This window comes from Amycolatopsis sp. NPDC049868 (assembly GCF_044461365.1).
Lineage (GTDB): Bacteria > Actinomycetota > Actinomycetes > Mycobacteriales > Pseudonocardiaceae > Amycolatopsis.
Window position 1 is genome coordinate 36,574 of the sequence record NZ_JBITKV010000019.1, and the last position, 14,618, is coordinate 51,191.

The window sequence follows — 14,618 nt, forward strand, 5'->3', positions numbered from 1 at the left end:
CGCATTCAGAGGACTAAATGCGTGAGGTGGGCGTGGGCTTCGACGAGCGAAGGGCCGTACCAGGTCAGATAGCGGCCGGAGACCAGGACGTGCTTGGCGCCGGGAAACGCTTCGGGGCCGTCGTCCGCAGTGAACTCGTAGGGCTCGTCGGGCAACACGAGCAGATTCGCGTCTCCGGCAGCGAAGCGCGCTTGGAGCTCGTCGAGCTTCGGGCGCGGGTAACGCTCTTCGTCGTCCGCGTAGACGTTGCCGATCCCGACGCGACGCAGCACGTCGCCGCCGAAGGTGTCCCTGCCGAGCACGATCCACGGCTTCCGCCAGACCGGCACGACCGCGCGGAATCGCTCCGGCAGCGTCTCCCGCCAGATCTCCTCCGCCTCGACCAGCCAATCCGGCTCGGCGAGATCGTAGGCCTGCGTCAGGATCCGCCGGATCGAGGCGAGCGCACTGGGCACGGTCGCCGACGCCTCCATCACCCAGACCGGGATCCCGTTGGCGCGTAAGCGTTCCACGTCCTCCGGCCGGTTCTCCTCGGAGTTGGCCAGCACCAGATCCGGTTCGAGTTCGAGCACCTTGTCGACGTTCGGGTACTTCGAGCCGCCCACCCTCGGCACGGCCAGATCGACCGGATGGGTGCAGTAGTCCGTGGCGCCCGCGAGCCTTCCCGGCGCGCTCACCTCGACGGCCTCGGTCAGCGACGGCACGAGCGAGACCACCCGCGACGCCGGTTCGCGCAGCGGGACCACTTCGCCGAGGTCGTCGATCATGCCCGCTCGAACGACAGTTTCCGCTTGTCGACGTCCACCGCGGTGAGCCGGACGCGGATCCGCTCGCCCTCGGGCAGCTTTTCGCCCGTGCACTTGGACATCACCGGCGGATCCTCGACCAGGATCTCGGCCTTGGTCTCCTCCGCGCGCAGCACGATCGCGCTGAACTCACCGCCGATGTGCTCGGCCATCACCCAGACCTCGACCTGGTCGATGGAGGCGCGTTCGACCTTGGCCGCCAGCGTGTCGGACGCGGACATCTGTTCCGGCACCTCCGAAAGCGCCGCGCGAACCCATTCGGGAACCTCGCGGCCGGCGCTCACCGCGAGACAGATCTCGGTGGCGAACCGGTCGACCAGCCGCCGGATCGGCGCGGTGACATGGGCGTACGCGCCGCCGATCCCGGCGTGCGTCGTCAGTTCCGGCAGCTCGCCGTCGAACGCGGTGTACCCGGCGCCGCGCAGAAGCCTTGTGGTGTCGGCGAAAAGCGCCATGGAAGCGGGCTGGCCGGGGTCGAGCGCGGCCAGGAACTCCGACACGCTCTTGCCTTCCGGCCAGTCGATGTTCAGCGCCTGCGCGGACCGGCCCAGCCATTCGACCGCCTCCGGATCGGGCTGCGGCAGCGTGCGCAGGACACCGATCTTCGCGTCGATCATGATCTTGGCCGCGGCCATGCCGGTGAGCAGCGAGATCTCGGCGTTCCACGCGTCGACGTCGTTGCGCGGCCGCTGGATCAGTGCCCAGCCGCCGTCGGGGTCGCCGCTGATCTCCTGCTCCGGCAGTTGCAGTTCGACCGCGCCGCGCCGGATCGCGAGTTCGCGCCGCAGGCGGCCCAGCTCCGGCAGCGCGGCGACCGAAGGATGCGGATCGCCCGCGTCGATCGAGGCCTGGACGGTCTCGTAGTCGAACTGCTCGGTGGACCGGACCAGTGCGCGGCGGACGTTGGTCGCCGTCGGCTCGCCGTTCGCGTCGACGTCGATGGTCCACAGCACCGCGGGCCGGGTCTCCCCCGGCAGCAGGCTCGCCGCGCCCTCGGACAGCACCGGCGGGTGCAGCGGGACGTTCCCGTCGGGCAGGTAGAGCGTCTGCCCGCGGCGGCGTGCCTCCTTGTCGAGCGCGCCACCCGGCGGGATGAACGCGGCCAGATCGGCGATCGCGTAGTGGACCCGGAACCCGCCGCCGACGCGTTCGATCAGCACCGCCTGGTCGAGGTCCTTGGCACCGGGCGGGTCGATGGTGACGAAGGGCAGACCGGTGGCGTCCTCACGTTCCCCTGCCGACTCGAGCGGGTCGACGACGGCCGCCTCCGCCTCGGCGAGCACGTGGGGCCCGAACGACTCCGGCAGCGCGAACTCGGCCCGCAGGTGACCGAAGTCCCCTCCGGCCGCGTGTGTCCTGATCACGAGTGGAGGCACCACCCAACCCTATCCCGATCCGGCGCCGTTGATCGCCCGTTCGGGTGCGGGCCGGTCGGGTGTACGTTACGGAACGAAATGAAAACCGATACCCTTTTCAAAACGACAGGAAGGGCCGTGGCGTGAAGATCGCGTTCGTCGGGAAGGGCGGCAGCGGCAAGACCACGCTGGCGTCGCTGTTCACCGCGTACCTGGCAGGCGACGGGAAACCGGTTCTGGCGATCGACGCGGATATCAACCAGCACCTCGCCGTCGCGCTTGGCGCGAGCGAGGAAGAGGCCATCGCGTGGCCGACGCTGGGCGACAACATGGGGCTGATCAAGGACTACCTGCGCGGCGATAACCCTCGGATCGCCGACGCGGCCTCGATGATCAAGACGACGCCGCCGGGGCGCGGGTCACGGCTGGTCCGGCCGTTCGAGGACAACCCGATCTTCGAGGCGTGCTTCCGCGAGTTCGGCGGCGTGAGGCTCGGCGTCACCGGGCAGTTCGACGAGGACGACCTCGGCGTCGCCTGCTACCACTCGAAGATCGGCGCGGCGGAACTGCTGCTGAACCACATGATCGACGACGCCGGCGAATACGTGGTCATGGACATGACCGCGGGCGCCGACGCGTTCGCGTCCGGGCTGTTCACGCGGTTCGACGTGACGTTCCTGGTATGCGAGCCGACCGTGCGCAGCGTCGGCGTGTACCGGCAGTACGCCGACTACGCGCGGGACTTCGGGGTGCGGCTGGTCGTCGTGGGCAACAAGGTGACCGAGGACGAGGACATCGAGTTCCTGCGCGAAGAGGTCGGCGACGCCCTGCTGGGCTGGATGGAGAACTCGCGGCACGTCCGCGCCGCCGAACGCGGCCGCGCGCGCCCGATCGGCGAACTCGAGGCGCACAACCTCGCGACGCTGGGCTCGATGCTCGCGACCGTCGACGGCGAGCGGCGCGACTGGGCCCGCTATCAGCGGCAGGGCGTCGAGTTCCACCTCCGCAACGCGCGGGCGTGGGGCAGCGGGCGGGCCGGGGAGGACCTCACGGCCCAGGTGGATCCGGAGTTCGTGCTGGGGCCGGCGCTGGCCGGGCAGGACGCCTGATCTGGACGGGCCGTGTCGCGAAAGCCACTTTCGGGACATCAGACGTCTCGAAAGTGGCTTTCGCGACATGCCCAGGTGGTCGTGAGCGGCGCGCCTGATCGCCTCGTGACCCGGGTCAGTCACCGTTCCACTTGGCGTCTTCGGCGTCGGCCTGCTTCGTGCGTTCCTTGGCTATCTCCAGTGCCCGCCTGGCCGTCGCCTCGTCCGGGTACGGGCCCAGGAGGTCGATGCTCCGGCCTCGTTCCAGGTGCTCGACCTGGTTCGTCTTGGTGTTGAAGTACCAGCCCTGATCCGGGTTCGGGTCGCTCGACATACGTCAAGCCTGACATCACCCGGACGTCCTGTCATCACTTGCGATAGCGGTAGGGGATCTCCGTGGGATCGCCGGTCGGGCCGAACTCGCCGCCCTCGGGCTGGTCCACCTTCGAACTTTCCGGCACGTTCTCGGCGAGCTCGTCGAACCAGCCCCGGTGCATCGGGACACCGCGCGGCGGGGTCGCCGGTTCCGGCGCGACGGGCACGCCCTGCGGAGGCGACGAGGGTGACACCGGGTGCGGGACGGGCCCGGTCATCGGAGGCGGCATCGCGGCCGACGGCGGAGCCGTGACAGGCGGAGCCGGTGGGCTCACGGGCGGCTCCGGCTCGGCCTGGCTCGCCGCGGCGGGCTGCACCTCCGGAGTGGCCGGAGGGGCGCTGACCGGCGGCTGCTGCATCCGAGTGGGCTGGGGAAGCGGAGGCGGCGGCTGGGCCGCGGGCGGCTGAGAAGCGGGCACCTGAGGCGCGGATGCCTGAGAAGCCGGCGCCTGAGGCGCAGGAGCTTGGGGCGCGGGAGCCTGCGGGGCAGGCGCTTGCGGTGCGGGCGCCTGCGGAGCCCCGTGATTGCCCGGCAACGGCGGCGCGGGCGGCCCGGAAGGCGGCGCGACCGTGCGCCACACCGGCGCGGGGCCGATGTTCATCGGCGCCGGAGCGCGCGGCGGCTGCCCGGTCGCGGGCGGCACGGCCTGCGAAGGCGGCGGGGGTGCCTGACGCTGCGAAGGCTTCGGAATCGGGTCGAGGCACGAGACGAGCACAGTGGTGCTCGCCGGGTCTTCGATCTTCCGGCCGCTGCGCTCGCGGTAGATCATCTCGCCTTCGGTGTCCATCTCGACCAGGTAGCCGGCCTCCGCCAGCTGCTCTTCGTCGAGATCGACGAGCTTTTCGTAGCGCGACGGGACGACCCGGTAGACCGGCCAGGCGAGCCGGGCGTTCTCCTGGTGGAACTGGGCCAGCAGGGCGGCCATCTGCTGCTGCCAAGGCAGCGACATCCCCTCGGCCAGCGAACGCGGCAGCACGACGTATCCCGGGTCGACGCCCGGCCAGCCCTGGTTCAGCTGGTCGGCCAGCGGCGTGCTCGACGCCGGCCGCGCCGCCTGCCGTGCGGGCTGGGCGGTACCGAAAAGATCGCGGGGATCGACCTCCGGGCCGCCTCCCGCCGCGGGCTTGCCTCGCCTTCCGAATTTCCGTGCCACGTTCTTCATCCTCTGCCAGTGTGCGGCCGCTCGCCGGTGGACAGGCCGCCACTTCGGGTGAATCCGATGGTCCCGCGATCGCGATACCACGCTTTCACCATGCTAAACGCCAGGACGGACCGCCTGCGCCACCACTTCGGCCTCGTCGAAGGAGAAGTCGCGGATGTGCACCGGCACCCCGGTCTGCTGCGCTTCGACGATCTTGCCGTCACCCAGGTACATCATCACGTGGTGGATGGTCGCCGGGTTCGACGGCACGGTGGCGAGGAACAGCAGGTCACCCGGCTGCGCCTGCCGCACCGGCAGCATCGCGCCGCCCTTGTACTGGTCACGCGAAACCCGCGGAATGATGATCCCCGCCGACTCGTAGGCCCGCAGCATCAGCCCGGAACAGTCATAGCTGTTCGGACCGGTGGCGCCCCAGACGTACGGCTTGCCCTGCTCGGCGAGGGCGAACTTGATGGCCTGCGCGGCCGCCTGGCTCGGCGGCACGACACTGCCGACGCTCGTCCCGCAGCCGACGACGTCGACGATCTGGCCCTCGTTCTGCACGAGGAGCGCCGCCATCGGCTCCCAGTTGTGGTATCGGTCGGGGAAGCCGGAGCGCTCGACGCGCTGCGCGGCGTCGCCGGGACGCATGTTCTCCCAGTCCGGCACCGCCAGCAGCACGTCGAAGAACTTGTTGACCTGGTACGGCGGGTCGGTGACCTGTGCGACGGTGCCCCAGCCCATCGACGGCCGCATCTGGAAGATGCCGAGCGAGTCGCGGTCGCCGTAGGTCAGGTTCCGCAGTTTGGACTCGGTCATCCCGGCCTGGATCGCCACCTGCCACGCGCGCGGGGACAGCGTGCGCTGTTTGCCGATCGAGATGATCAGCGCGACGATGCCCTTCTGTTCTTCGTCGAGTTTGTTGATGTCCGAAGAACCGCGATCGGTCTGCCCGGGGAGGGTCGGCCCGACCGACGCGTCGCAAGAGGTCTTGACGACACTGCCCGCCTGGGCCTCCGCGTGGTCGGTCACCACCTTGGTGACCGTGCTCGTGGTGACCACCGCGGCGAAGACCGCGGCGATCAGCACGCCGACGATGATCCCGATCTTCATCGGGTCAGCCCGCTTGCGTGTACTTGGTGACCCGCCATCCGGGGTTCGTCTTGACGACGGTGACCCGGACCTTGGGCCCGTCCGTCGGGACGTCGACGTCCATCGAACCGACGAGCGAGGAAACGACCTGCGGTTCCCCGGCCACCTTGGTCGCCTTGATGTTCGCGGGGTCCACCGTCGTCAGTTCCCCGGCGAGGTACTCCTCGGTGGTGTACGGCTTCAATCCGTTCAGCCACTGCTCGGTCGTCGTACCGTCTGGATGATTCGCCCATGCCGTCACCCACTCCTTGGCGACCCGGACCCCGTCCTGGTCAGGTGGCGCGGACGACGGCGGCGGCTGGGTGGTGAGCCTCGGCGGCAAGGTCGACGTCACGGTCACCGGCGCCGCGACGCCGGTTCGCGAGGTGGTCGTCGCCGAAGCACCCGGCCCGCCGGCCGTCTGTCCCGGTTTTCCGATGGCCTTGGGCAGCAGGATGCCCAGCGCGGTGAGCACCACCGCGAGGATCACCAGCGTGCCGATGAGGTGCCGGGGCGAGCGCAGCGGCCAGCCCCACAGTCTGCGGTAGACCGCGGTACGCCCGCGGTTGGTCCGGATCGGCATGGGTCACCGGCCCACAGCGTGGTCTGTGTCCCGGACTTCCTCGCGGACCTCCAGTCCGCGCGAAGGCCGGTACAGCACGAAGACCGGCTTGCCCGCGACGACTTCGGGGTCGACACGGCGCGGGCGCGGGGTCGACGGCCCCGCCTGCACCGGCACGGCACCCGAATAGTCGGGAGTGGTGTAACCGCCACCCGCGGAGTTCATCCGCGACGGCACCACGACCGGCTCCGGTTCGTCGCTCCAGCGCCGGTCGGCGACCGGCGAGGTGTCGACCCGGCGGCTCGGGACCTGGATCGGGCTCCGCCCGCCCGAGGTGAACATCGAGTCGCTCGGGTTCCCGGCGGACGGGTTGTATTGGCCGAACACGGGAACACCTCCACCGCCACCGGCGGGCAGCGCGGGCAGCCCGCCACCACCGCCGACGGCACCCGGCCACGGCGCTCCCGACCACGCCGCCGCGGGGCGGATGGCGCCGGAACCGTTGTCGAGCCGCTGGGAGCTGGCGAAGATCGTCGCCTCGGGCCGGAACCGCCCGCCGCCGACCGTCGCGCCCACGGGACCGCGAAGGTCTCCGTCGACGACGTCGTCGGTGTCGCGGACGTTCTGCCAGAACGCGTCCTGCGGGGTCTGTCCGTTGTTCTTCTTACGGAAGCGGGAGAAAAGCCCGCCGCGTGGTGAGGGCATCGCGCCGCCGACCATGCCGACGGACATCTCGACCATCTGCCACAGCCGCCGCACGGGGCGGCCGACCATGAACAGCAGCACGGTGATGATGCCCGCCAGAACCATCTTCGTCAGCAGGGACAACGAGTTCCCCGCGGTGAAGATCGCCTCCAGCAGGAGCGTGTGCACACCCGCCAGCACCGAGAGCACCATGAGGTTGAAGGCGACCGCGCCGACCACCTTCAGAATGCGCTGCATGATCTGCGGCTGGAGCAGCGCGATCAAGCCGATCAGGGGAGCCGTCAGGACGAAGATCCTGATCAGCACCTGCGCGAGCAGGACCGTGGCCTTGGCCAGCAACTGGAACAGCGAGTAGACGATTCCCTGGCCGAGCGAAAGGAAACCGGCGCCGACGCGGCTGCCGTCCTCACCTGTGAAGTACCCGGTCGCGGGGCCGAGTTTGGTGGAGATGTCCTTGAACGCCGCCTTCTTGGAGTCCACCAGCGCGGCGTCGGCGTCGCCGCCCTGCTGGATCTGAATCCTGGTGAAGGCACGCGCGTCCAGAAGAGGCGGGCCGTACTGGAGCGCCTGCGGCGCGTCCGGGCTGCCGAACTCTCCACGGAGCCAGTTGTCGTAGACGACCCGGCAGTGCAGTTCGGTCGGGACCCGATCCCATGGCTGACGGGCGGCAACGGCCTCCGGAGTCGCCTGACACGGCTGCGCGGCGGGGGTCTGTGGCTCGGTCGGCGGCGGGGTCTTGGGCTCGTCGATGAACCCGGCCTGGATATTGGTGGTGGTCTGCACGATCGCGTTGTCGATCGGATCGAGGAACCGCAGCAGTGCCAAGGAGGACGCGGCCAGCCAGACCGCGGCCAGCCCGAGCAGCGCCCGTTTGCTGACCGCCGCGAGATCACCGCGCCAGATGTTGCGGAACAACATGATCGACATGATCAGCGCGGCCAGGCCGAACAGCTGGGCGTAGATGTTGTTGTAGACCTTCTCGGCCCCGGCCTTGACGGCGTTGTACAGCGGGCTGAGCAGGCTGCCCTGCAGCACGGAGTAGTGCAGCGAGTTCGTGGCACCGACGATGTTCTTGCCGATGTTGAACAGCTGGTTGCCCGCCCAGGTGTCGATCGTCGAGTTGGGCGAGGTGATGCCTGCCAGCGGGCCGCAGTCGGTTTCGAAGGTGTCCCAGACGTGTCCCGCGTACCCGTAGACGTTGTACGGGCTGCCGCCTTCACCGCGAGCGATCGTGGGCGGGTCGAGCGCACCCACCATGCCCGCGCCGGGGCGTTCGGGGTTCGGCGCCTCACCACAGGCCGCGGCCGACGCCGCCGGAGCGGTCGCCACGGCCTGCAGGCCCAGGATCAGCATGACGACGAACATCGTCGCCCGGCGGCTCGGTCTGGTCTTGCCCGGCCGCGGCCCCTCTTTCAGACGGCGGCGCAGCGCGTGCCAGCCGGCGGCGAACGCGAGCACGAACGCCAGTGTCAGCACCGTGTTCATGCGGCGTCCCTGCCGGTGCCACCCTTGCCGGCGCGCGCGTGCTCGCCTTGGCTCCCGTTCCCGTTATGTCCATTTTGGACAGCGCCTTGCACTTCTCCGGTTTCGGCCGCCAACGGGTCCGGGGCGCCGAGCATCTGCTCATCGGTGAGGCCGACCTCGAGTTCGGCCGCGAGCTCAAGATCCTCTTCGAGCTCGAAGTCGTCCTCGGGCGGTGTCGGGACGTACTGCTTCTCCTCCGGGACGGCGAGTTCGTTGCCCGGCTTCGACGGTTTGGCGTCGGGTGACCCCGGCGTGGTGTCCATGACCCGGCGCAGGTGTTCCAGGTGCGGGCCGGAGAAGTCGACGCGGATCCGCTCCACGCCGCCGGCACCGTCGCCGAAGATGAACTGCCGCGGCTCGACGTCACGCTGGAGATCGCGTTGCGAACCGGGACGGCGGCCCAGCGCCGCGACGACCTGTTCGTAGCCGACGCCGACCGGGACCTTCAGCAGGCGCAGCGCGTCGGCCTGGGCGTCGTCGTCGTCGAGACGGCCGACGAACACCGAGTCCAGCAGCGCCACGAAACCCTGGATCTTCAGGAAGTCCGCGGGAATCTGCGAGGACAGCAGCACGCGGACGTTCCACTTCCGCGAGTCACGCGCGAAGCGGTTCATCAGCACGCGACCGGTCGGGACCTCGGAGAGGAAGAACGCCTCGTCGATCCAGACGCCCTTGCGCAGTTCCTTCGGCTTCTCGTAGACCGACCGCTGTGTCAGCCACGCGGCGAGGTTCAGCATCTCGACGCCGAGGGATTCCGCGTCCGTCCAGTACTCGCGCGGGACGCCGTCCTTGGGCAGGGTCAGCCCCGCCATGGTCAGCACGGTCATCCGGTCGTCGCGGGTCTCGGAGTACGGGTCCGCGTCGGTCTCCGGGATGAGCAGCGCCATCCGCTCGCGCATCTCGTCGAGGAAGTCCGCGACGACGACGGCGTGCTCGTGGTGCTCGCTGGAGTCCCGGCGCAACGCGTCGATGACCTGGCCGGGGTCGGCGTCGAACCGGCCGCCGACCGCGCGGACGGCGCGCAGCAGCACGATCCGGGTCTGCGCCATCCGCGAGACCTCGTACGGCAGGACACCGGTGAGGACGTCGAGCACGAGACGGCGTCGCGTCGCGCCCGCGAGGGCCTTCTCCCGCCGCCACGACCGCTCGGGATCGTCCTCGTCCATGAAATGCTCGAGCTGCGGCTCGGCGACCACCCGGTACGGGTTGAGGATGCCGGGCTGAGCGTTGAGCAGGTTGATCGGCCGCGCGTACGGACGCAGCTCGGGCAGGTCGCACAGCCGCGACAGCGGGCCCGAGGGGTCGAGGATCGTCCAGTGCGCGCCCGCGCGGAGCGTCTTGTAGACGATGCCGCCGCCGAGGAACGACTTACCGCCACCAAGGCCCGCGACCATCGCCGTCAGGCCGGAACCGTCGCGGATCTCCTGCGCCATCCACGGATCCCACGCCACCGGGCGCCGGGTCGCGGTCACGGTCTCGCCGAGCAGGATGCCGCGGCGGTCGCCCACCTCGGCCGTCGCCGTCGGCACGGACGACGCCGCCCACACGACCGAACCGCGGCGCATGTAGGCCGCCGAGGCCAGCGGCTCGCCGGGGATGAACTCCCTGGCCAGCGCGTACTGGGCTTCGGGATGCTCGACCGCGATCTTCGGCTTGTAGAGGTCGAGAAGCTGCTGGGCCAGGCGCAGCGCGTCCCGCTCCGTCGGCCCGGACACCGCCAGCCGCCACCACGAACGCACGCGGGTGGCCAACGCGGTGAAGCCCGACGTCATCTCGTCGTCGATCTCCAGCACCCGGCCCGCCTGGCGCGCCAGCGACTGCGGCGGCTCCAGTTCGTGCTCGTCCGTGTAGTGCTTGACCTGCGAACGCACCTTGTTCATCTGGCGCTGCAGCTCACCGGCGACCTCTTCGGGGCGCCGGACGTAGATCCGCGCGGACACCTCGACCGCGGCGGGCAGCCGGTCCGCGTGCTGGATCCACGGGTCGTCGACCTCGGGGATCTGCAGACCGTGCATCTGGCCGACGGTGAGGACCGCGAGATGCCGCGAGACCCCGGCGTTCGATCCGGTGCGGCCGCGGACGGTGACCGTCGGCGCGTACGGCTCGGCGTGGAAATCCGCCGCGTCGGTGAAGCTGGCGAGATCCTCGGGCTCCCAGGCGGCGCCCGGGACCGCGGGCATGTTGCGCGGCGCGGGCAGGCCCAGCGAACACGAGCGGTGCATCAGCCAGGACATCTCCTCGGCGTGCACCGGGCGGCCTTCGAGCCCGGCGGAGCCGATCACCTGGTCGAGGTGTTCGACCTCGGAGTCGAGCGCGGCCAGCTCGGCGTCGACGGCCTCCGGCAGGATCTTGCGCAGCACCGGGGCGGCGCTCTCGACCGCGCGGTCGATCATCCGCCTGGTCTGCACCTGGACGCCGAGGTAGACCTCTTTTTCGGCCATCGAGCGGCCCATCAGCTGCTGCTGCTCGCCGATGAGGTAGTCGTCGAAGGACAGCGCGCCCTGGACGTCCTGGGGACGGCCGACGGCGTTGTGCACATGGGCCTCGGCCCACATGCGGATCGGGTACGGCCGGTTGGTCACACGCAGGTGCAGCCAGCGGCCCTGTAGCTCCGCGTACTGCCCGGCGATGGCCGCGATCAGATCGCGGCGCTGCGAGTCCGACCGGAACGACCAGCGCTGCGGCGCGAGCCGGTACCAGGCGTACACCTCATAACCGGTGCGCAACAGGTGCCCGTCGATGCTTCGCGCCGCTATCGACGGGGTATACGAGGGGATGGCCGCCTCGCCGGGCAACCGCCTCCCCTTGCCGGCCTTCTTGGGCTGCGCGGAGCGGACCTGCTGGGGCGGGTTCCAGGCCCCTTGCTGCAGATCTCGATCACGTTTTCCTCGGCTTCCGCCGCGACCGAACAACGACTACCTCCCGGCCCGAGCCGCGGGGCGGCTCCGACGCGCTCGTGGTGTTCCCTGAGCTGCGGCGCCGCCGCCGTAGCCGTGGTGCTGGTACTGCCGTCTCCTGCGGTGCTTCGGTAGCGGGCGGTTCGCCCGTACCCGGACGCGGGATGCGCTGGCGGCGCCACCCGTGCCCGTGGTCCGTTCTCTTGGTGTGTTGAGCTCTTTCGCCGCCATCGCGGCCACGGCGCCCAGCGGACGCTCGTGGCTGATCTTGGCCGTGATCAATCTGGTGATCACAATTGTGGCGACGAAGGCCCAGGCGGTCGAGAAGAACCCGAAGCTCCAGCCCGCCCACCGTTCGATGGTGAGCACGAGCAGGAAGACCGGGATACCGACGAGCCACGCGACGTAGCGGGCTCTCCAGGGAAAAGTCGCTTTCGGCGGGCCGAGCCATACGGCATCGACCCGGTAAACCTCGTCATCGGTGCGGATACGCAACGCGAGCCCTCAGCCTGTGAAGAGGCCGGCGATCCACTGGCCCACGTTGACTCCGGCGCCACTCACCGCGAGGCCGATGATCGCCAGCGCGATCACGACACCGGCGAGTCGGCGCATGACACCCGCGTTGTCCCCTTTGCCACCGCCCAGCCACAACAGGAGGAGCGCGACGGCCAGCAGCACCAGGGGGATGATGTTGTCGATCAGCCAGGTACGGACGTTGCCGGTGCCGAGCTCGCCGGCGGCCAGCGTGTCGAGGGTGGTCAAGGTCATCATCGCATTACTCCCGGTGCGCGGAGAGGGGGTTCGCGCGGTTCTGGCTCGGTGGTGCTTCGAACATCATGGCGTCACGAGGCGTAGTGGTCAAAGCGCGCTCTGTAGATATCGATTTGTCTACCGGTAACAGAGCGAGGCACAGCACCACGACCATCCTCGGTCTCCATCATCGTTGCAAGGGTCGTCTGGATTAACCCCGGCCACCCGTATTTCGCAGTGTGCGAACGGCCTCACTCGCTTGCGAGGCATCTTGCTCACTGTGAGTACGGGTCGGCCGGGGAGATTCCGGCCTCGACCAGTGTGACATGACTCGTTCGGTGGCTTCTCACGAGTCCGCTGGGTGAGCACGCATTCGACAAAGAACGTGAACGCCGATCAAGTGAAAGTCACGCTTCCGTTACCCAAAGCGAAAACGGAGGCGGCATTTTCACTACATAGCGTGATTATCGACCCGTCGAGAACACATTCGCGGGAAAAGCGCCCGCTGCGACGGCCTGGCGGCTCAAAGGCCCGCACAGCTCGTGAAGCCGCTTGGTCTTCTCCTCGCCGAGGTGCTCCCACGGCCCCGCCGACGCCGCGTTCGTGGCGACTTCGAGCCGCTCGCGAAGATCGTTACCGGCCTCCGTCAGGCCACCCTGGTCATCCAGGATGCCCCGCTCGCGAAGCTTGACGACCGCGCCGTCCCACTGCTCGTCACTCCAGCCGCGGGATTCCTTGGCCGCGGCGGGCAGGAAACCCTTGCCGGTGGCGGTGTGCGAGACGAGGGCGTCGAGCCCGTCGAGACCGTTGGCGACGAGCGCGGCGATGTGGCCGTCTCCGCGATGCTCGCGCAACAGCGTGATGGCGTGCCAGAGGACGAGGTGCGGCTCGCTCGGCCAGTCGAGGCCGGCATGCCCGGCGTAGAGGGGACGGCCGTCGACCTGGCAACCGCCGGTCGCCTCGCGGGCGAGTTCGGCCGCCTCGGCGACCTCTTCGGAGCCGAGGGTCTCCTTGCCGAGCAGCCGGGTCAGCGTCGCGTCGACGGCTTCGAACCGAGCGCCGATGATCTTTTCGGGCGTGGCCAGCGTCCACGCGCGCGGGATATGGCGGGCGACCAGTTCGGGATTGAAGTTGTAGAACGTCGCCGCGACCACGCCGGGACCGACGGCCCCCATCGGCGCCGCGCGGCCCGCGAAGTACGTCATGCGCCCCGGGCGGAGACCCACGCCGGTGAGCGCGGCTTCCGTCTCGGGGGCGAAGTAGGTAAGGGAATGCAGTACATCGAACGTTCCGCGGAAACGTCCCGTGACCCGACTCGCTTCACCCATGAGGGCACCCTACCGGCAGGTAAGTACCGGGCGCCGATTTCGTCGTCGAATGGAGCAAGGGACCTTTGCTACCGCGCGGGAGCGTGCCGCCATCGCGGAAGGCGGCCCGGCACCTGCGGCCACGCCATCTCGGCGCCGGGTGGAGCAAGGGACCTTTGCTACCACCTGGGCCGCTGACCTGCGAAAAGAGAGCAAGGGACCTTTGCTACCACTTGGGGTTGGGGTGTGTGGAAATAGGGACGTTGAGTGTCCCTATTTCCACACACCCCTTACTCCGCGTGGTGACCGCGTGGATTTTGTCGCGTTGGGTGACCAGAATCCACACGATCATCGCGCGGGAAGCAAGGGACCTTTGCTACCAGGCGGGAGACGACCCGGGAACCGAACCCGCCCGGCTACGTCATACTCCTGACGACGGATCACCACTGCGCACGGGGAGCGACGATGTCCGCCCAGATGGAACAACTGATCGCCCAATTCGAGAATTTCCAGGCCAAGGTGCGCCAGGCGGAGGCACGCTTCGCCGAGGTCGGCGACATGCAGGAGCGGATCGCGCAGGTCGAGAACTCCGTGACCTCCCCGTCCGGAGAGGTCACGGTGGTCGCCGGGGCCGGCGGAACCGTCACCGACCTTCGGCTCAGCGCCGGCGCTATGCGCCTCGAAGCGGGCCACCTGTCCTCGGTGATCATGAGCACCCTGCGCAAGGCAGTCGCCGGCGCCGCCCAGCAGCAGGCCGGGATCGTGGACGACACGTTCGGTGAGGCGTTCGGCGTCAACACGTCGGAACAGGTTCGCGAGGCACAGGCCGAGGCGTTCGGAACCGTCGAGGAAGAACCGGCGTCACAGCAGCAGTCGTCACCGCAACAGCAGCAGCCATCCCGGCCGGCGCGCCGCCCCGCCCCGCGGGACGACGACGACTATTTCGACGACGGCTCCTTCCTCCGCCGCAGCTGAC

At 69.4% G+C, this 14,618-nt stretch carries 13 protein-coding genes; 2 read left to right on the forward strand and 11 right to left on the reverse strand.

Annotated elements, in window-relative coordinates; genetic code table 11:
- Nucleotides 1-5: 5 nt before the first annotated feature.
- Together ACIBTM_RS42210 and ACIBTM_RS42215 are read right to left on the reverse strand one after the other, a co-directional pair.
- Nucleotides 6-767 (reverse strand): helical backbone metal receptor, encoded by a 762-nt coding sequence (locus ACIBTM_RS42210; RefSeq protein ID WP_395882753.1) that lies wholly within the window; start codon nt 765-767, stop codon nt 6-8.
- Entirely contained in the window at nt 764-2,170 is a 1,407-nt protein-coding gene (locus tag ACIBTM_RS42215; protein WP_395882863.1) for an RNB domain-containing ribonuclease, read from the reverse strand. The genes ACIBTM_RS42210 and ACIBTM_RS42215 overlap by 4 nt, the downstream gene beginning before the upstream one ends.
- A gap of 134 nt (nt 2,171-2,304) precedes the next feature.
- Between ACIBTM_RS42215 and ACIBTM_RS42220 the strand changes: the two genes are divergently transcribed.
- Nucleotides 2,305-3,270 carry an AAA family ATPase gene (locus ACIBTM_RS42220; RefSeq protein ID WP_395882754.1) on the forward strand — a complete coding sequence of 322 codons (966 nt, stop codon included), beginning with the start codon at nt 2,305-2,307 and terminating at the stop codon, nt 3,268-3,270.
- Between the two features lie 115 nt (nt 3,271-3,385).
- On the opposite strand, the gene ACIBTM_RS42225 is transcribed toward ACIBTM_RS42220, so the two are convergent.
- From ACIBTM_RS42225 to ACIBTM_RS42265, 9 genes are all read right to left on the reverse strand, one after another.
- A complete protein-coding gene (locus ACIBTM_RS42225; protein WP_007035345.1) occupies nt 3,386-3,583 on the reverse strand; it encodes a hypothetical protein in 198 nt (65 codons plus the stop codon).
- 34 nt (nt 3,584-3,617) lie between these two features.
- Nucleotides 3,618-4,778 (reverse strand): hypothetical protein, encoded by a 1,161-nt coding sequence (locus tag ACIBTM_RS42230; RefSeq protein WP_395882755.1) that lies wholly within the window; start codon nt 4,776-4,778, stop codon nt 3,618-3,620.
- 102 nt (nt 4,779-4,880) lie between these two features.
- Nucleotides 4,881-5,879, reverse strand: coding sequence for a C40 family peptidase (locus ACIBTM_RS42235; protein ID WP_395882756.1), 999 nt, complete (start codon nt 5,877-5,879; stop codon nt 4,881-4,883).
- Between the two features lie 4 nt (nt 5,880-5,883).
- Nucleotides 5,884-6,480 (reverse strand): hypothetical protein, encoded by a 597-nt coding sequence (locus tag ACIBTM_RS42240; RefSeq protein WP_395882757.1) that lies wholly within the window; start codon nt 6,478-6,480, stop codon nt 5,884-5,886.
- Nucleotides 6,481-6,483: 3 nt separating this feature from the next.
- A complete protein-coding gene (locus ACIBTM_RS42245) occupies nt 6,484-8,649 on the reverse strand; it encodes a magnesium transporter (protein WP_395882758.1) in 2,166 nt (721 codons plus the stop codon).
- Nucleotides 8,646-11,600, reverse strand: a complete 2,955-nt coding sequence (locus ACIBTM_RS42250; protein WP_395882759.1) for an ATP-binding protein — start codon at nt 11,598-11,600, stop codon at nt 8,646-8,648. Before ACIBTM_RS42250 ends, ACIBTM_RS42245 begins: the two co-directional genes overlap by 4 nt.
- Nucleotides 11,601-11,603: 3 nt before the next feature.
- Nucleotides 11,604-12,080 (reverse strand): hypothetical protein, encoded by a 477-nt coding sequence (locus ACIBTM_RS42255; protein WP_395882760.1) that lies wholly within the window; start codon nt 12,078-12,080, stop codon nt 11,604-11,606.
- 9 nt (nt 12,081-12,089) lie between these two features.
- On the reverse strand, nt 12,090-12,356 hold the full coding sequence (locus tag ACIBTM_RS42260) for a hypothetical protein (RefSeq protein WP_005166545.1): 267 nt from the start codon (nt 12,354-12,356) through the stop codon (nt 12,090-12,092).
- Between the two features lie 443 nt (nt 12,357-12,799).
- Nucleotides 12,800-13,663: a hypothetical protein gene (locus ACIBTM_RS42265; protein ID WP_395882761.1), complete on the reverse strand. Its 864-nt coding sequence runs from the start codon at nt 13,661-13,663 to the stop codon at nt 12,800-12,802.
- 444 nt (nt 13,664-14,107) lie between these two features.
- On the opposite strand from ACIBTM_RS42265, the gene ACIBTM_RS42270 reads away from it, so the two are divergent.
- A complete protein-coding gene (locus ACIBTM_RS42270; RefSeq protein ID WP_395882762.1) occupies nt 14,108-14,617 on the forward strand; it encodes a YbaB/EbfC family nucleoid-associated protein in 510 nt (169 codons plus the stop codon).
- Nucleotide 14,618: the final 1 nt, after the last annotated feature.

Bases quoted from the DNA above. Each gene is read 5' to 3' on its own strand.
- ACIBTM_RS42210 (WP_395882753.1), bottom strand. From the start codon at position 767: ATGATCGACGACCTCGGCGAAGTGGTCCCGCTGCGCGAACCGGCGTCG.
- ACIBTM_RS42225 (WP_007035345.1), bottom strand. From the start codon at position 3,583: ATGTCGAGCGACCCGAACCCGGATCAGGGCTGGTACTTCAACACCAAG.
- ACIBTM_RS42235 (WP_395882756.1), bottom strand. From the start codon at position 5,879: ATGAAGATCGGGATCATCGTCGGCGTGCTGATCGCCGCGGTCTTCGCC.
- ACIBTM_RS42240 (WP_395882757.1), bottom strand. From the start codon at position 6,480: ATGCCGATCCGGACCAACCGCGGGCGTACCGCGGTCTACCGCAGACTG.
- ACIBTM_RS42245 (WP_395882758.1), bottom strand. From the start codon at position 8,649: ATGAACACGGTGCTGACACTGGCGTTCGTGCTCGCGTTCGCCGCCGGC.
- ACIBTM_RS42260 (WP_005166545.1), bottom strand. From the start codon at position 12,356: ATGATGACCTTGACCACCCTCGACACGCTGGCCGCCGGCGAGCTCGGC.
- ACIBTM_RS42265 (WP_395882761.1), bottom strand. From the start codon at position 13,663: ATGGGTGAAGCGAGTCGGGTCACGGGACGTTTCCGCGGAACGTTCGAT.
- ACIBTM_RS42270 (WP_395882762.1), top strand. From the start codon at position 14,108: ATGTCCGCCCAGATGGAACAACTGATCGCCCAATTCGAGAATTTCCAG.